We start from the raw sequence: 19,661 nt of genomic DNA, 5'->3' as shown, positions 1-19,661 counted from the left end.
CTGCTCGCCCGCCCGGCCCGGATGCGCCCGATCGGTGTGGCCCGCGGGGGCTGTCTCCACCAGTTTTCCGATTCAAGGGGAGTGAGTAGTCGTGCCACAATCCGGTGAGATCCGACTCCCTCTGACGCCCGCTCAATCGGGTATTTGGCTCGCGCAACGGATCGATTCCGGCAACACGGTCTACAACATCGCCGAGTATCTGGACATTCACGGGCCGGTCGATCCGGGCTGCTTCGAGACCGCGCTCCGCCGGGTGGTCGGCGAGACCGACGCGCTGCGCGTGCGGTTCGCCGAGCACGGTGACATCCCCGAGCAACTGATCCTTCCCGCGGTCGATTTCCCGTTCCCCGTCCTGGACCTGTCCGCAGAGGCCGACCCGGAGGCGGCCGCGCGGACGTGGATGGACGAGGACCGTGCCCGGCCGATCGACCTGTTCGGCGACTCGCTGTTCACCTTCGCCCTGTTCAGGATCGCCGCGGACCGCTGGTGGTGGTACCACCGCGTCCACCACATCGTGCTGGACGGTGCCGGCGTGGCCATGTTCGCGCCGAGGGTGGCCGAGGTCTACTCCGCGCTGATGGCCGGCGCCCCCGTACCGGCCAGTCCCTTCCCGCCGCTGCGCGACCTGGTGGACGCCGCCCTGGCCTACACCGATTCCGCGGACCACGCCCGTGACGCCGCCCACTGGACCGGGCGGCTGACCGGCGCGCAGCCCCCGGTCAGCCTCTCCGGCGGCCGGCAGCACCTGCCCAGCGGGGTGATCCGCCGCAGTGAGACGCTCGGCGCCGCGCGGACCGAGGCGATCCGCGGACTCGCACGCGAGGCCGGCACCGGCTGGCCGACCGTGGTGGTCGCCGCGCTCGCCCTCTACGTGCAGCGCCTCACCGGCACCGACGAGGTGGTCGTCGGCCTGCCGGTCGCCGCGCGGCAGGGCCCGGGCCTGCGCGGCGTCCCCGGAAGCGTGTCCAACCTGGTCCCGCTGCGGCTGCGCGCCGCACCGGACACCTCGGTGGGCGACCTGCTCACCGCCGTCTCCGCCGAGATGCGGCAGGCCGTGCGCCACCAGCGGTACCGGCACGAGGACATGCGGCGCGACCTGCGGCTCGGCCCCGAGCAGCACCTGATCGGGCCGCACGTCAACCTGGTCCTGTTCGACTACGACCTGGACTTCGCCGGGCACGGCGCGAGCGTGCACAACCTGCCGGGCGGCCCGATCACGGACCTCGCGATCGTGCTGGACACCCGCTCCACCGACGGCGCGCTGCGCTTCGACTTCGACGCCAACTCCGCGCTGTACGACGAGGAATCACTCGCCGCGCACCAGCGCCGCTTCCTCGACCTGCTCTCCCGGCTGTGCGCCTGCGACCCCGAGACGCCGGTCGGGCGGCTGGACAGCGCCACCGCCGAGGAACGCGCGCGGGTGCTCACCCGACCAGCCCCCGTCGCCTCCCCCGCCGCCGCGACGCTGCCGGAGCTGTTCGAGCGGGTCGCCGCCGAGCACCCCGAGCGCACGGCCGTGGTGAGCGACGGGGTGGGCCACAGCTACCGGGAGATCAACGCGCGGGCCAACCAGCTGGCCCGGACGCTGATCGACCGGGGCGCCGGCCCGGAACGGTTCGTCGCGCTCGCACTGCCGCGTTCGGTGGAGATGGTGGTCGCGCTGCTGGCCGTCCTCAAGGCCGGCGCCGCCTACCTGCCGCTGGACCCGGCCTATCCGGCCGAGCGGATCGCGTTCATGCTGGCGGACGCCGCACCGGACCTGGTACTGACCGACTCCGCGCACGCGCGGCGCCTGCCGGACACCGAAGGCGTCGCGCTGCTGACTCTGGACGACGCCCGCGTCGGCGCGGAGGCGGCCGCCCGGGCCGCCGATGACGTCACCGACGCGGAGCGGTCCGCACCGCTCGACCCGCGGCACCCGGCGTACATGATCTACACCTCCGGATCCACCGGCCGGCCCAAGGGCGTCGTCGTCCCCCACCACAACGTGCTGCGGCTGTTCACCGCCACCGAGCAGTGGTTCGGCTTCGGGCCCGAGGACGCGTGGACGCTGTTCCACTCCTACGCCTTCGACTTCTCCGTGTGGGAGATCTGGGGTCCGCTGCTGCACGGCGGCAGACTGGTCGTCGTCCCGCACGAGGTGAGCCGTTCGCCGGTGGAGTTCCTGCGGCTGCTGGCCGACGAGCGGGTCACGGTCCTCAACCAGACCCCGTCCGCCTTCTACCAGCTCATGCAGGCCGACCAGGAGGACCCCGGGGCCGGCGGCGGTCCCGCGCTGCGGTTCGTGATCTTCGGCGGCGAGGCGCTGGACCTGCGGCGGCTGGAGCGCTGGTACGCCCGGCACCCGGACGACGCGCCGGTCCTGGTGAACATGTACGGCATCACCGAGACCACGGTGCACGTCAGCCATGCGGCGCTGGACCGCCGTACCGTGGGCGCGCGGCGGGGCAGCGTGATCGGCTCCCCCATACCCGACCTCGGGATCCACCTGCTGGACGACGCCCTGCGGCCGGTGCCGCCCGGCGTCGCGGCGCAGATGTACGTCTCCGGCGACGGGCTCGCCCGCGGCTACCACGGGCGCCCCGGCCTGACCTCGCACCGGTTCGTCGCCGACCCGTTCGGCCCGCCCGGCACCCGGATGTACCGCACCGGGGACGTGGCGCGCTGGACAGCGGACGGCGAACTGGAGTTCGTCGGCCGGGCCGACCAGCAGGTGAAGATCCGTGGTTTCCGGATCGAGCCGGGCGAGATCGAAGCCGTGGTGGAGAGCGCGGCCGGGGTCGCGCGGGCCGCGGTGATCGTCCGGGAGGACCAGCCAGGCGACAGGCGGCTGGTCGCCTATGTCACGCCGGCGGGCGAGCGCGGCGGCCTCGACCCCGGCGTGCTGCGCGAGACGGTGGTCGCCGCGCTGCCGGACCACATGGTGCCGTCGGCTTTCGTGGTGCTGCCGCGGCTGCCGATCACCGCCAACGGCAAGCTGGACCGCGAGGCACTGCCGGAACCGGAGTCCGTGGCCGGCTCGGCCGGGCGCGCCCCGCGCACCCCGGTCGAGGAGGTGCTGTGCGGACTGTTCGCCGAGGTCCTCGGCGTGCCGGGCGTCACCATCGACGACAACTTCTTCGACGTGGGCGGCCACTCCCTGCTGGCCACCCGGCTGGTCAGCAGGATCCGTTCGGTGTTCGGAGTGGAGCTCCAGATCCGGACGCTGTTCGAGGCGCCGACCGTCGCCGCCGTGGCGGACCGCGTCACCTGCGCCGACAACGCCCGCTCCGGCATCTCCCCGATGCCGCGCCCGGCGGAGATCCCGCTGTCCTACGCGCAGAACCGGCTGTGGTTCGTCGACCGCCTCGAGGGCCCCAACTCGGCCTACAACATCCCGCTGGTGCTGCGCCTGTCCGGGCCGCTGGAACGGGGCGCGCTGCTCGCCGCGTTCGGGGACCTCCTGGCCCGGCACGAGAGCCTGCGCACCGTCTTCCCCGATGTGAAGGGCGTTCCGAGCCAGGTCGTGCTCGACCCGGAGACGGCCGTGATCGAGCTGCCCGTCTCGGCGATCAGCGCCGAGGACCTGCCCGCGGCGCTCGCGAGCTGTGCGGCCGGGGCGTTCGACCTGGCCACCGAACTTCCCTTGCACGTCGACCTGTTCTCGCTCGGCGAGGAGGAGCACGTACTGTCCGTCGTGGTGCACCACATCGCGGCGGACGGATGGTCGCTCGGGGTGCTGGCCCGCGACCTGTCCACGGCGTACGCAGCGCGGCTGGGCGGAGCGCGACCGAACTGGCGGCCGCTGCCGGTGCAGTACGCCGACTACACGCTGTGGCAGCGTGACGCACTCGGCGACGACCGGGACCCCTACAGCACCATGGCACGGCAGATCGCCTTCTGGCGCTCGGAGTTGGCCGGTCTGCCGGACGAGATCACGCTGCCCGCCGACCGGCCGCGGCCGGCCGAGGCCGACTACCGGTCCGACGTGGTCGAACTGCGGTTGCCGGCCGAGCTGCACCGGGGCCTCGCCGACCTCGCCCGGCAGACCGGCAGCACGCTGTTCATGACGCTCCAGGCGGGGCTGGCCTCGCTGCTGTCGGTGCTGGGCGCCGGCCCCGACGTGGTGCTGGGCAGCCCGGTGGCGGGCCGCACCGACGAGGCCCTGGACGACCTGGTCGGCTTCTTCGTGAACACGCTGGTGCTGCGCACCGACGTCTCCGGCGACCCGACGTTCCGCGAACTGCTGGGCCGGGTCAGGGAGTCGGACCTGGCGGCCTACGCCCATCAGGACGTCCCGTTCGAGCGTCTCGTCGAGGTGCTGAACCCGGAGCGTTCACTGTCCCGGCACCCGCTGTGCCAGGTGCTGTTCTCCCTCCAGAAGAAACTCGGCACCGCCTTGGAATTCCCCGGTCTGACGGCGGTCGCCGAACCGGGCGCGCGCACGATGGCCAAGTTCGACCTGTCCTTCGAATTCGGTGAACGCCTCGGCGAGGCGGGAACACCGGACGGTATCGACGGGGTCGTCGAATTCCGGACGGATCTCTTCGACCGTTCCAGTGTGGAAATGCTCTGCGACCGTCTGGCGCGTTTCCTTGGGGCGCTCGTCGCCGAACCGGACGCTCCGGTGCGCGCGCTGGACATGTTGTCGCTGCCCGAACGCCGGCGACTGCTGCACGAATGGAACGACACGGCATGCGACGTCCCGGCGGGGACACTGGTCGACCTGCTGGAACGCACGGCGGCGGAGCATCCGGACGCGCTCGCGGTGTGCGACGGGACTCGGTCGATGACGTACCGCGCCCTGCACGAGGCCGCCAACCGGCTGGCGCGGGAGCTGATCGCCCGGGGCGCGGGTCCCGAGCGCGTGGTGGCGCTGGGCCTGCCGCGTTCGGCGGAGCTGATCGTCGCGCTGCTCGCGGTGCTCAAGTCCGGTGCGGCGTACCTGCCGGTCGACCCCGGCCATCCCGTCGAACGTGTCGCGCTGCTGCTGTCCGACGCCGCTCCGGCGCTGCTGCTCACCACCGAGGGCGTACTGGCCGGTTGGCCGCAGAAGGCGCTGGCCGAGGTGCCGACGCTGGCGCTGGACGCCCCCGGGACGGTGGAGGCGGTCGCGGCCCGCCCCGGGACGAACCCGGTCGACGAGGACCGTGGGGCGCCGCTGCGGGCGGACAACGCCGCCTACGTCATCCACACCTCCGGCTCGACCGGGACGCCCAAGGGCGTCGTGGTGGAGCACCGCAACGTGGTCAACCTGGTCGCCTGGGCGGCGCGGGAGATCGGCGCCGCCGCCCTGTCCCGGCCGCTCGCGTCGACGTCGCTCAGCTTCGACGTGTCGGTCTTCGAGATCTTCGGTCCGCTGACCGCCGGCGGGCGCATCGACGTGGTGCGCGACCTGCTGGCGCTGGCCGAACGGGAGGACGGCTGGTCGGGCAGCATGATCAGCGCGGTGCCGTCGGCGCTCGCCGAGCTGATCGGCCAGGACAACGTCTCCGCCTCGGCCGGGCTTGTGGTGCTCGCCGGCGAGGCGCTCACCGGCCGGGCGGTGGCGGACATCCGCGCCGTCATGCCGCAGGCCCGTATCGCCAACATCTACGGGCCGACCGAGGCCACGGTGTACGCGACCGCGTGGTACTCCGACGGCGGGCCCGGAGAGCCGCTGATCGGCCGGCCGGTCGCCAACACCCGGGTGTACGTACTGGACCCCTGGCTCCGTCCGGTTCCCGCCGGGGTCGCGGGTGAGCTGTACCTGGCGGGCGCGGGCCTCGCCCGCGGCTACCTGGACCGGCCGGCCCTGACCGCGCAGCGGTTCGTGGCCAGCCCGTTCGGCCCGCCGGGCGCCCGTCTGTACCGGACCGGCGACGTGGTGCGGTGGACCGCGGACGGTGAGCTGGCCTACCTGGGTCGCAGCGACGAGCAGGTGAAGGTGCGCGGTTTCCGCATCGAGACCGGAGAGATCGAGTCGGTGATCGCGTCGGACCCCGCCGTGGCGCAGGTGGTGGTGGTCGCGCAGGAGGACCAGCACCGCCACAAGCAACTGGTCGCCTACGTCGTGCCCGCCTCCGGATCCGAGGCCGACACCGCACGCCTGCGCGAGCTGGTGGCGACCACCCTGCCCGGCTACATGGTGCCGGCGGCCTTCGTCACCCTGCGCAGGCTGCCGCTCAACGCCAACGGCAAGCTCGACCGCGGCGCCCTGCCCGCGCCGCGGTTCGCCGGCGGCCGAGGCGGCCGGCAGCCCCGTACCCCGCGGGAGCAGGTGCTCTGCGGTCTGTTCGCGGAGATCCTGGAGCTGTCCTCGGTCGGCGTCGACGACAGCTTCTTCGACCTCGGCGGGCATTCGCTCATCGCCAACCGGCTGATCATCAGGATCCAGTCGGTGCTCGGCGTCGATCTCGCGGTGCGCGACCTGTTCGAGGCGCCCACCGTGGCCCAGTTGGCGGAACTGGTCGAGCGGGCCGGGGCGGCCAGGCCCCGGGCGGTCCCGATGCCGCGCCCGGACCGGCTGCCGGTGTCGTTCACCCAGCAGCGGCTGTGGTTCCTCAACCGTCTGGAGGGTCCGAGCCCGACCTACAACCTCGGTGTCTCCCTGCGCTTCACCGGCCGGATCGACCGCGACGCCCTCCACGAGGCCCTGCACGACGTCATGGTCCGGCACGAGAGCCTGCGCACGGTCTTCCGCGATCACGACGGGGTACCGGTCCAGTGCGTCGTGCCGGAGCGGGAGGCCCGCCCGCGGATCCCGGTGACCGAGCTGACCGAGCCGGAGCTGGACGCGGCGCTGACCGCGGCCGCCCGCCGTGGTTTCGACCTGGAGAACGAACTGCCGGTCCGGGCGGAGCTGTTCGTGCTCAGCCCCACCGAGCAGGTGTTCCTGGTCCTGGTGCACCACATCGTGGCCGACGGCTGGTCGTTCGCGTCGCTGGTGAGCGACCTGTCCACGGCCTACGCCGAGCGGCGCTCGGCGCACGCCCCCCAGTGGGCGCCGCTGCCCGTGCAGTACGCCGACTACACGCTGTGGCAGCGGGACGTCCTCGGCGACCTCGCTGACCCCGACAGCGTGCTGGCGCGGCAGATCGGCTACTGGAAGGACACGCTGGCCGGCCTGCCGGACCAGCTGGACCTGCCGGCCGACCGGCCCCGCCCGGCGGTCCCCAGCCACGACGGCGGATTCGTGCCGATCAGCGTCGGGCCCGAGGTGCACGCGCGGCTGCTGGAGATCGCCCGCGGCAGCGGCGCCAGCCTGTTCATGGTGATGCAGGCCGCGCTGGCCGCCCTGCTGAACCGGTTGGGCGGCGGCGTGGACATCCCCGTCGGCACCTCGGTCGCCGGGCGCAACGACGAGTCGCTGGTCGACCTGATCGGCTTCTTCGTCAACACCCTGGTCCTGCGCAACGACGTGAGCGGCGACCCGACCTTCCGGCAGCTGCTCGGCCGGGTGCGCGAGGCGGACCTGTCCGCGTACGCCCACCAGGAGGTGCCGTTCGAGCTGCTGGTGGAGACGCTCAAGCCCGAGCGCTCGCTGTCCCGGCACCCCCTGTTCCAGGTGCTGCTGAACTTCGAGAACACGCCCGAGATGGAGCTGGGCTTCCCCGGGGTACGCACCCGCCTGCACCCGGTGAACACCGAGGTCGCCAAGTTCGACCTGTCGTTCTCCGTGCGCGACCGGTACGCCGACGACGGCACGCCGGCCGGGATCACCGGTCTGCTCAACTACAGCAGCGACCTGTACGACCGGGGCACCGCCGAGGACATCTCCGCCCGGCTGAGCCGCCTGCTGGAGTCGGTCGCCGCCGACCCGGCGCACAGGGTCAGCGAGTTGGACCTGCTGGGCGAGGCCGACCGCCACCGCATCCTCGCCCTCGGGGTGGGCGAGATCCGCGAGGAGGTTCCGCCGACGTTCGTCGAGCGCTTCCAGCGGCAGGTCGCGGCGACCCCGGACGCCGTCGCCCTGGTCTGCCGGGACGAGCAGGTGACCTACCGCGAACTCAACGAGCGTGCCAACCGGTTGGCCCACCACCTGATCGCGCGCGGCGTGGGGGCCGAGGACTGGGTCGCGGTCGCCCTGCCGCGCGCACCGCAGTTGGTGGTCGCCCTGGTGGCCGTCCTGAAGGCGGGCGCCGCCTACCTACCGCTCGACCCGGACTACCCGCCGGAACGCGTCGAGTTCATGATCGAGGACGCCTCGGCCATGCTGCTGCTCACCGACGGCGCCATCGGTGCGGGCCTCCCGCACTCCGACGACCTGCCGCGGCTGCTGCTGGACGAGCCGGAGACGGTCGAGGCGGTGGCCGGGCGCCCGGTGACGGATCCGGGCGACGCCGACCGGCTGTACCCGGTCCACCCGCACCACTCCGCGTACGTCATCTACACCTCCGGTTCCACCGGGCGCCCCAAGGGCGTGCTCACCGAACAGCACTGCCTGAGCGACTACCTGCGCTGGAGCACGTCGGGCTACCCGAGCACCACGGGAGCCGCCGTGCTGCACAGCCCGATCTCCTTCGACCTGACGGTGACCGCGCTCTACACCACGCTGTCCGTCGGCGGCACGGTGCTCCTGGCCACCCTGGACGACGGCGAGCCGTGGACCCTGGCGGCCCTGGAACGGACGCCGTGCACGTTCCTCAAGGCCACCCCGAGCCATCTGCCGCTGCTGGAGGCACTGCCCGAAGCGTTCTCCCCAAGCCGCGAACTGATGCTGGGCGGCGAGCTGCTGCTCGGCGAGACCTTGACCGAGTGGCGCTCGCGCCACCCCGAGGCGCACATCTACAACGGCTACGGACCCACCGAGACCACGGTCAACTGCACCCAGCACGTGATCAGGGCCGGCGAACCCGTCGGCAGCGGCCCGCTGCCGATCGGCCGCCCCATGCCCAACACCTGGCTGTACGTGCTGGACGCGTCCCTGCGGCCGGTGCCCATGGGCGTGGCCGGTGAGCTGTACGTGGCGGGCGAGGGGATCGCGCGCGGCTATCTGCACCGGCCGACGCTGACCGCCGAGCGGTTCGCTCCCAACCCGTTCGGACCGCCCGGCTCCCGCATGTACCGCACCGGCGACGTCGTGAAGTGGACCCCGGACGGCGAGCTGTACTTCCTGCGGCGCGTCGACGACCAGGTCAAGATCCGCGGCTTCCGGGTGGAGATCGGCGAGATCGAGAACGCGCTGCTGCGCCGGGCGGGCGTCGCCCAGGCCGCCGTCGTACTGCGGGAGGACCTGCCGGGCGACCAGCGCCTGGTCGCCTACCTGGTGCCGGACGGCCCGCTGGACCAGGCCGAGGTCGCCCGCGAGGTGACCGCGGACCTGCCGGACTACATGGTGCCCGCGGCGTTCGTGGTCATGGACGAGCTGCCGCTCAGCCCCAACGGCAAGGTCGACCGGCGGGCCCTGCCGGCGCCGGACCACTCCCCCGCCACCGCCACCGGCCGCGCGCCGCGCACACCGCAGGAAGAGCTGTTGTGCGTTCTGTTCGCGCAGATCCTGAACGTGCCCGCGGTCGGGGTCGACGACAACTTCTTCGACCTGGGCGGCCACTCCCTGCTGGCCACCCGGCTGGTCAGCAGGATCCGTTCGGCCTTCGGCACGGAACTGCCCATCCGCGCGCTGTTCGAGAGCCCGACCGTCGCCGCCCTGGCCGGATCGCTGCGCGGAGCGCCACAGGGCCGGCGGGCGCTGCGCGCCGCCCCGCGGCCGGCGCACCTGCCGCTGTCCCACGGACAGCGGCGGCTGTGGTTCCTGAACCGCCTGGAGGGCCACAGCGCCACCTACAACCTGCCGATCGCGCTGGACCTCGACGGTCCGGTGGACGTCTCCGCGCTGCGCTCCGCGCTCACCGACGTGATCGCCCGCCACGAGTCGCTGCGCACGATCTTCCCCGAGCGGGACGGCAGTCCGTACCAGGTGGTACTCGATCCGTCGGTCGCCGCACCGGAGTTCACCGTGCTCGACGTCTCGGCGCACGAGCTGGACGGGGAGTTGCGGCGCATCGCCGGCCAGGGCTTCGACCTATCGGTCGAACTGCCGCTGCGAGCCGCCCTGTTGCGGGTCGGCGAGCGGGAGTCGGTGTTCGTGGTGGTGATGCACCACATCGTCGTCGACGGCTGGTCGACCGGGCCGTTCGGCCGGGACCTCGCCACCGCCTACGGCGCCCGGTGCGCCGACGCGGCGCCGCGGTGGACGCCGCTGCCGGTGCAGTACCCGGACTACATGCTCTGGCAGCACTCCGTGCTGGGCGACGAGGACGACCCGGACAGCGTGGCCGCACGGCAGTCGGCGTACTGGCGCGAGGCGCTGGCCGGACTGCCGGACGAGCTGACCCTGCCGGTGGACCGGCCGCGGCCGGCTACCCCCTCGTACCGCGGCGGCTGGGTCACCTTCCGGCTGGAGCCGCGGCTGCACCGGGACCTGGAGGCCCTCGCCCGCCGCCGCGGGGTCAGCATGTTCATGGTCGTCCAGGCCGGACTGTCGGTGCTGCTGTACCGGCTGGGCGCGGGCACCGACATCCCCCTGGGCACCCCGATCGCGGGCCGTACGGACGAGGCCCTGGACGACCTGGTGGGGTTCTTCGTCAACACGCTGGTGCTGCGCACCGACCTGTCCGGCGAGCCCACCTTCACCGAACTCCTCGACCGGGTACGGGAGACCGACCTGGCCGCGTACGCACACCAGGACGTGCCCTTCGAGCGGCTGGTCGACGTGCTGAACCCCGAGCGGGTCATGGCCCGTCACCCGCTCTTCCAGGTGATGGTCAGCCTGCACAACAACCCGGAGGCCGACTACGACCTGCCCGGGGTGTCCGCGCGGCGCCGCATGCTCGACCTGAACACGGCCAAGTTCGACCTCAACGTCAACCTGCGCGAGCTGTTCGACGACGGCCGGACGCCCGCCGGGATCGAGGCGGTCGCCGAGTACAGCACGGACCTGTTCGACCACGACACCGTGGTGGGGCTGGCCGAGCGGTTCACGCACCTGATGGAACGGCTGTGCGCCGAACCCGACCGGCCCGTCGGTGACGTGGAGGTCCTGACCCCGGCCGAGCGCACCCGGCTGCTGCGCGACTGGAACGCCACGAGCGCCGACTCCGGCCCGCACTCACTGGTCGAGGCGATCGAGGCGGCGGCCGCCCGCACCCCGGACCGCGTCGCGGTGGTCGCCGCCGCCGACGGCGGGAGCACCTGCGCCGAGATCACCTACGCCGGCCTGAACGCCAGGGCGAACCGGCTGGCGCGGTTCCTGGCCGGCCGCGGCGCCGGGCCGGAGGTCCGGGTGGCGGTGAGCCTGCCGCGCGGGCTGGATCTGGTGGTGGCGCTGCTGGCGGTGCTCAAGTCCGGCGCGGCCTACATACCGCTCGACCCGGCCTACCCGGCCGAGCGGGTGCGGCACATCCTCACGGACGGCTCGCCCGCGCTGGTGCTGACGACCTCCGAGCTCGCCCGCGAACTGCCCGTACCGGCGGGGGCGGAGACGGTCGCGGTGGACGACCCGGCGCTCGGGGCACGGATCGCCGTCCTGCCGGACACCGACCTGCCGGGCACGGCGCACGGCGACCACCCGGCCTACGTGATCTACACCTCCGGTTCCACCGGCCGCCCCAAGGGCGTGGTGGTCACCCGCGCGAACATCGCCAACTTCGTGCGGGACATGCGCGAGCGGCTGCCGGTCACCGAGGCGGATGTCCTGGTGGCCGTCACCACCGTCGCCTTCGACATCGCCGGTCTGGAGCTGTACGTGCCCCTGGTCGCCGGGGCCCGGCTCGTGCTCGCCGCCACCGAGCAGGTGCGGGACGTCGACGAGCTCGCCAAGCTGATCACCGGCATGGGCGCCACCGTGGTCCAGGCGACGCCGACGCTGTGGCAGGCACTGGTGTCCGGGCACCCGGACGCCCTCACCGGACTGCGGGTCCTGGTCGGCGGCGAGGCGCTGCCCACCGGACTGGCCGCCCGGCTGCGCGAACTGTCCGCCGGGGTGCGGAACATGTACGGCCCCACCGAGACCACGGTGTGGTCCACCACCGCCGCACTGGACGACCGGCCCGGCGCGCCGGTGATCGGCCGGCCGATCGCGAACACCCGGGTGTACGTGCTGGACGCCCGGCTCGCGCCGGTGCCGGCCGGCGTCGCGGGTGACCTGTACCTCGCCGGTGACGGAGTGGCTCGCGGCTACCTGGGCCGGCCCGGGCTGACCGGCGAACGGTTCGTGGCGGACCCGTTCGGCCCGGCCGGTACCCGGATGTACCGCACCGGCGACATCGCCCGGTGGAACACCGCGGGCGAGCTGGAGTTCGTCGGACGGGCCGACGACCAGGTCAAGGTGCGCGGTTTCCGCATCGAGCCGGGCGAGATCGAGGCCGTCCTCGCCGCTCACCCGGCACTGGCCCACGCCACCGTGGTGGCCCGGGAGGACGGCGAGGGGGACAAGCGCCTGGTGGCCTATCTGGTCGCGGCGGCCGGACGGGAGGTGCCGGCCGCGGCCGAGTTGCGGGAGCAGGCGGCACGCGTCCTGCCGGACCACATGATCCCGGCCGCGTTCGTCGCCCTCGACGCCCTGCCGCTCACCCCGAACGGCAAGGTGGACCGCAAGCTGCTGCCGGCCCCGGACTTCGCCGTGCTGGTCGGCGACGAGCAGCCGCGCACACCGCGCGAGGAAGCGCTGTGCGAGGTGTTCGCCGAGGTGCTCGGCCTGCCCTCGGTGGGCATCCGCGACAGCTTCTTCGACCTCGGCGGCGACAGCATCGTCTCGATCCGCCTGGTCGGCCGCGCGCGGGCGAGAGGGCTGCGGATCAAACCCGAGGACGTGTTCGTCCACCGGACCGTCGAAGGACTCGCGTCCGTGGCGGCCGACGTGCCCGACCTCGTCGTCGAGTCACCCGGGGCCGGTACCGGCGGCGTCCCGCTGCCCCCGGCCGTGCACGCGCTGCGGGAGCGGGGCGGCCCGGTCCAGGCGTACCACCAGTCGCTGCTGCTTGACGCCCCGGCCGATCTTGATTTCGACCAGCTGCGCGAGCTGGTGGGCATGCTCACCGACCGGCACGACGCGCTCCGGCTGCTGCTGGGCCGCCATGAAGGCGGCGAGGACGGCGCCCGGTGGAGCCTTCAGGTGCGGCCCCCCGGCACGGTGGACGCCGCCGGCCGGGTGACCCGCGTGGCGGTCGCCGGACTGGACGCGGACGGGCTGGCCGCCGTGGTGCGCGACCACACCGGGCCGGCGGCCGGCCGTCTCGACCCGGAGACCGGAGACGTCGCCCGGTTCGTCTGGTTCGACGCCGGACCCGGACGGCAGGGCCGGCTGCTGGTGGTTCTGCACCGGCTGGTCGTGGACGCGGTGTCCTGGCGCGTCCTGCGCACCGATCTGACCGCCTGCCGGCGGGTCCTGACCGGAGAGGGCCAGGACGCCCCGCGACCGGCCGGCACCTCCTACCGCCGCTGGGCACAGCAACTGGTGGCCACGGCGCAGGACCCGGAACGCGAGCGCGAGCTGGACTGGTGGAGGACGACGCTCGGCACCGCCGAACCCCGGCTCACCGACCGGCCGTCGGCTCCCGGGCCGGACGAGCCCGGTGCCACGGGCACGCTGCACCGCACGCTGCCGGCTCGACGGACCGGACCGCTGCTCGACCGGGTGCCCGCCGCGTTCCACTGCGATGTGGACGACGTGCTGCTCACCGCGCTGGCGCTGACCGTCCCGCAGTGGCGGCGCCGGCACCTGCGGGACCACCTGGGCGGCACGAGCGTCCTGGTGGACCTGGAGCGCGACGGGCGCGAACCGTTCGCCGAGGGCCAGGACCTCTCCCGCACCCTGGGCCGGTTCACCACGGCACACCCGGTACGCCTGGACGCCGGCGCCGTCGACCGGTCCGAGCTGACCGCGGGCGGCGCGGCCGTGGGCAACGCCGTCAAGGCGGTCAAGGAGCAGCTGCGCGCGGTGCCGGACGGCGGTGTCGGCTACGGCATGCTGCGGTATCTCAACCCGCGCACCGCCCCCGTGCTGACCGGACTGCCCCGGCCGGGCATCCGCTTCACCCACCTCGGCCGGCTCGACGACGGCGCCCCCTCCGAGTGGCCGGTCTCCGCCGGACCCACCGAGCAGGCGCCGACGCCGGAAGCGGGGCACGCGCTGGAGCTGACCACCTCGGTCCTCGACGGTCCCGAAGGCCCCTGCCTGACCGTGACCTGCTCCTGGCCGGGCGAGCTGTTCGGCGAGGCGGCCGTGCGCGAACTGGTCGACGACTGGTTCCGCGCGCTGGAAGCCATCGCCACCCGTTCCGAGGCCTCCGGCGCCGGCGGGCACACTCCGTCCGACCTCTCCCTGACCGGTCTCGACCAAGGCGACATCGACGTACTGGAAGCTGACGGAAGGTACTTCTCCTCATGACGAAGCCGGGGTTCCAGGACGTCCTTCCGCTCTCGCCCCTCCAGGAAGGCCTGCTCTTCCACACCGTCTACCACGAGCGCTCGCTGGACATCTACACGGCGAGACTCTGCCTCGACCTCGAAGGCGAGCTGGACGCCGGGGCGATGAGGGAGTCGGTGGCGGGCCTGCTGCGCCGGCACCCCAACCTGCGGGCCGCCTTCCGTTACGAGCGGCTCAGCCGCCCGGTGCAGCTCATCCCGCGCGAAGTCCCCCTGCCCTGGGAGGAGTTCGACCTGCGGGACCTGCCCGAGGAGCAGCAGGCGGCGCGGCTGCGGGAGCTGACCGCTGCCGCGTCGGAGCGCGCCTTCGACCTGGCACGGCCCCCGCTGCTGCACTTCACGCTGATCCAGCACGGCGAGCGCGCCCACCGGCTCGTCATGGCGCACCACCACATCCTGCTGGACGGCTGGTCGGTGGGCCGGTTGATGACGGACCTGTTCACGCTCTACGCGGCGGGCGGCGACGAGTCGGCGCTGCCGCCGGTGACGCCCTACCGCGACTACCTCGCCTGGCTGGCCGGGCAGGACCGGCCCGCGGCGGAGGAGGCGTGGCGGACGGTGCTGAGCGGCGTCGAGGAGCCGACGCGGCTGGTGTCCGACGACCGGCTGCGCACCCCGGTCGCGCCCGAGCGCCTGCTGGTGGAGGTTCCGGCGGGGCTGAGCCGCGAGCTGACCGCGGCGGCCCGCGGACGCGACCTGACCGTCAACACGGTCTTCCAGGGCGCCTGGGCGCTCGTCCTGAGCCGGCTGACCGGCCGCACCGACGTGGTGTTCGGCGGCACCGTCTCCGGACGTCCGGCGGACATCCCCGGTGTGGAGAGCATCGTCGGCCTGTTCATCAACACCCTGCCGGTGCGGGTGCGCCTCGACCCGTCGGAGCCGGTGGGTGAGATGCTGGCCCGCTTCCAGCGGCAGCAGGCCGGGCTGATGTCCCACCAGCATCTGAACCTGCCCGACGTGCACGCCCTGGCCGGCGCGTCCGGCGAACTGTTCGACACCATCACCGTCACCGAGAACTACCCCTTCGACGAGAAGGGGTTCCGTGAGCTGGCCGGGCTGACGATCGTCGGCGCGCACGGCGCGGACGCCAACCACTACCCGCTCAGCGTGGCCGCCCTGCCCGGCGAGACGCTGCGGATCCGTTTCGGCTACCGGCCGGACGTCTTCCGCCCGGCGGACGTGGAGGCGATCGGCGCCCGGCTGGTGCGGGTGCTGGAGGCGGTGGTGCGCGACCCGGACTGCCCCGTGGGCCGTCTGGACGTGCTCGCCCCGCAGGAGCGCGAAGAGGTCCTGCTGCGGCGCAACGACACGGGAGGCGAGCGTCCGAGAACCCTGCCGGAGCTGTTCGCCGAGCGGGTCGCCGTGGCCCCGCGGGACCCGGCCGTCGTCTTCGAGGACACCACGCTGTCCTACGCCGAGCTGGACCGCCGCGCCAACCGGCTGGCCCATCACCTCGTCTCCGCCGGAGTCGGGCCCGAGCAGTACGTGGCCCTGGCACTTCCGCGATCGGCGGACCTCGCCGTCGCCGTACTCGCCGTGCACAAGGCCGGGGCGGCGTATCTGCCGGTGGACCCCGACTATCCGGCCGAGCGCATCGCCCACATGCTCGACGACGCGCGGCCCGGAGTCGTCCTCACCACCACTGCCGTCGCCGCCGGCCTGCCGGCCGGCGACCGCTGCCTCCTCGCGCTGGACGACCCCGCCACCGCCGCACGCATCGCCGCCGCCCCCGCCGACCCGTCCCCCGCCTCGCATCTGACGGCCGATCACCCCGCCTATCTCATCTACACCTCCGGATCCACCGGCAGGCCCAAGGGCGTCGTCGTCACCCACCGCGGCATCGCCTCCCTCGTCGCCGCCCAGACCGAACGCTTCGAGGTCGGCCCCGGCAGCCGGGTCCTGCAGTTCGCCTCCCTCAGCTTCGACGCCGCCTTCTGGGAGCTGGTCATGGGCCTGCTCACCGGCGCGTCCCTCGTCCTGGCCCCCGCCGAGCGGCTCCGCCCCGGGCAGCCGCTGGCCGACCTCGTCGCCGAGCAGCGCGTCACGCACGCCACCATCCCCCCGGCCGCCCTCGCCGTCCTCGACCGGGGCGCCCTCCCCGAAGGCATCACCCTGGTGGTCGCCGGCGAGGCCACCGCACCCGAACTCGTCGGCCGCTGGTCCGCCGGCCGCCGCATGATCAACGCCTACGGTCCCTCCGAGACCACCGTGTGCGCCACCATGAGCACCCCGCTCGCCGGAGAGGTCGTACCACCCATCGGCGGCCCGATCACCGGCGCCCGCGTGTACCTCCTCGACTCCGCGCTGCGCCCGGTGCTGCCCGGTGTCCCCGGCGAGCTCTACCTCTCCGGAGCGGGCCTCGCCCGCGGCTACCTCGACCGTCCCGCGCTCACCGCCGAACGGTTCGTCGCCAACCCCTTCGAGGGGCCCGGCGCGCGGATGTACCGCACGGGAGACGTCGCCACCTGGGACCAGGACGGCCGGCTCGTCTTCCGGGGACGCGCAGACAGCCAGGTGAAACTGCACGGCTTCCGCATCGAGCCCGGTGAGATCGAGTCGGTGCTGCTGGCCCAGGACGGCATCGCCCAGGCCAGCGTGATCGTCCGCGAGGACCGGCCGGGCGACCACCGGCTGGTCGCCTATCTGGTGCCGGAGGCCGGCACCGCCGCGCCGGGCGTGGCCGACGTGCGCACCGCCGTCGCGAACGCGCTGCCGTCCCACATGGTGCCCGCGGCGTTCATGATGCTCGACGAACTCCCGGTGACGCCCAACGGGAAGCTGGACAAGCGGGCGCTGCCGGCCCCCGACTTCTCCGGGGTGGCCTCGGGCCGCACACCGCGCACTCCCCAGGAGGAGATCCTGTGCGGGCTGTTCGCGGAGATCCTCGGCGCGTCCGTCGTGGGCATCGACGACAGCTTCTTCGAACTCGGCGGCCACTCGCTGCTGGCGACCCGGCTGGTCACCCGGATCCGCTCGGTGTTCGGCGTGCGGATCTCGTTGCGCAGCCTGTTCGAGTCGCCGACGGTGGCCGCGCTCGCCCAACTGCTCACCTCCGACGGGCCGGTGGCCCGGCGGATCGAGCCGGTGCCGCGCCCGGTCGACGTGCCGCTGTCGCTGCAGCAGACCAGGCTGTGGTTCATCAACAGGTTCGAGGGTCCGAGCCCGGCCTACAACGTGCCGATGGCGGCCCGGCTGACCGGCCCGCTGGACGTGGCGGCGCTGCGCGCGGCGCTGGCCGACGTGGCCCGGCGGCACGAGTGCCTGCGCACGGTCTTCCCGGACCGTGACGGCACGCCCTGCCAGGTCGTGGTGGACACCGTCCCCGAACTGCGGGTGACCGACGTCGACCCGGCCGGTCTGGCGGCGGCGCTGGCCGGGGCCGCGGGCGAGGGCTTCGACCTGACCGCCGAGCCGCCGGTACGGGCGCGGCTGCTGCGGCTGGGCGACGAGGAGCACGTGCTGCTGGTGGTGATGCACCACATCGTGATGGACGAGTGGTCGGCCGTGCCGTTCGGCCGCGATCTGTCCGCCGCCTACGGCGCGCGGCGCGACGGCGGTGAGCCGTCGTTCGCACCGCTGCCCGTGCAGTACGCGGATTTCGCCCTGTGGCAGCGCGAGGGGCTCGGCAGCGAGGACGACCCGGACAGCGCGGTGTCGCGGCAACTGGCCTTCTGGCGCGAGACGCTGGCCGGCCTGCCGGACGAGCTGGACCTGCCGGTCGACCGGCCGCGTCCCGCGACCCCCTCCTACCGGGGCGGCACGGTGGGCTTCCGGATCAACCGGGAGGTCCACCAGCGCCTGGTCGCGCTCTCCCGCAGCTGCCAGGCCAGCGTGTTCATGACGTTGCAGGCGGGCCTCTCGGTGCTGCTGCACCGGCTGGGCGCCGGAACGGACATCCCGCTCGGCACCCCGATCGCCGGGCGCGGCGACGAGTCGCTGGACGACCTGGTCGGCTTCTTCATCAACACCCTGGTGCTGCGCACCGACCTCTCCGGGGACCCCGACTTCCGTGAGCTGCTCGGCCGGGTGCGGGAGGCCGACCTGGCCGCCTACGCGCACCAGGAGGTGCCGTTCGAGCGGCTGGTCGAGGTGTTGAACCCCGGCCGGTCGATGTCCCGGCACCCGCTGTTCCAGGTGATGCTCACCCTGCACAACAACCCGACCGCGCCGTTCCGGCTGCCGGGCGTGCGGGTCGGCACGCAACGCGTCGACACCGGGGTGTCCAAGTTCGACCTGCTGTTCAGCCTGCGCGAGAGCTACACGGCCGACGGGCGTCCCGGCGGCGTCGAGGGCTTCGTGGAGTACAGCGGGGACCTGTTCGACGAGCCGACCGCCGAGCGGATCGCGGCGTCCTTCGTGCGGGTACTGGAGGGCGTCGTCGCCGAACCGGCCCGCCCGGTGAGCAAGGCCGACGTACTGGACCCGGTCGCCCGCCACGAGCTGCTGGTCATCCGCAACGCAACCGAGCACGAGGTGCCCGCCGCCTCGCTGCCCGCGCTGTTCCAGGCCGGGGTCGCACGGCACCCCGGCGCCCCGGCGCTGGTGTGCGGTGACGAGGAGCTGACCTACGCCGAGCTGAACGCGCGGGCCAACCGGCTCGCCCGGCTGCTGATCGGCCGTGGCATCGGTCCCGAGCACATCGTGGGTCTTGCCCTGCCCCGCTCGGTGGAGCTGATCGTCGGTCTGCTCGCCGTGCTCAAGTCCGGCGCGGGCTACCTGCCGGTCGATCCGGAGTACCCCGCCGAGCGGATCGCCTTCATGCTGGCCGACGCCGCTCCCCGACTGGTGCTGTCCACCACCGGGGTCGCCGGCCGGCTGCCCGCCGGGCCGACGCTGGCACTGGACGACCCGGATGTACGGGCCGAACTGGCCGCGACGGCGGACACCGACCCCGGCGACGACGAGCGGACCGGGCCGCTGCTGCCGCAGCACCCCGCCTACCTGATCTACACCTCCGGCTCGACCGGCCGCCCCAAGGGCGTGGTCATGCCCGGCGGCGCGCTGGTCAACCTGATGTCCTGGCACGCCGCGCACGTCCCCGCCGAACCGGGCGCCCGGACCGCCCAGTTCACCGCGATCAGCTTCGACGTCTCGGCCCAGGAGATCCTCTCGGCCCTGCTCGACGGCAGGACGCTGGTGGTGCCGGACGAGGAGACCCGGCGCGACCCGGCGGAGTTCGCGCGCTGGCTGCGGGAGCGGAACGTCACCGAGCTGTACGCGCCGACCATGATGCTGGACGCCCTCGGCGAGGCCGTCGCGGAGCACGGCACCGATCT

Annotated in this window: 2 protein-coding genes (1 of these 2 only partly in view); both read left to right on the top strand. The window is 73.4% G+C overall.

The features are described from left to right. Positions 1 to 91 precede the first annotated feature (91 nt). Positions 92 to 14,347, top strand: coding sequence for an amino acid adenylation domain-containing protein (locus ACWC91_RS07375; protein WP_450641842.1), 14,256 nt, complete (start codon positions 92 to 94; stop codon positions 14,345 to 14,347). Next, positions 14,344 to 19,661: the start of an amino acid adenylation domain-containing protein gene (locus tag ACWC91_RS07370; protein ID WP_450641843.1), read on the top strand. It continues 8,857 nt past the right edge of the window; 5,318 of the gene's 14,175 nt are visible here — the first part of the coding sequence; its start codon is at positions 14,344 to 14,346; the stop codon falls past the right edge of the window. Before ACWC91_RS07375 ends, ACWC91_RS07370 begins: the two co-directional genes overlap by 4 nt.

It is taken from the genome of Streptomyces sp. NPDC001204 (assembly GCF_053598035.1).
Note: the sequence above shows the minus strand (reverse complement) of the source record. Positions and strands in the feature narration are given on the sequence as shown.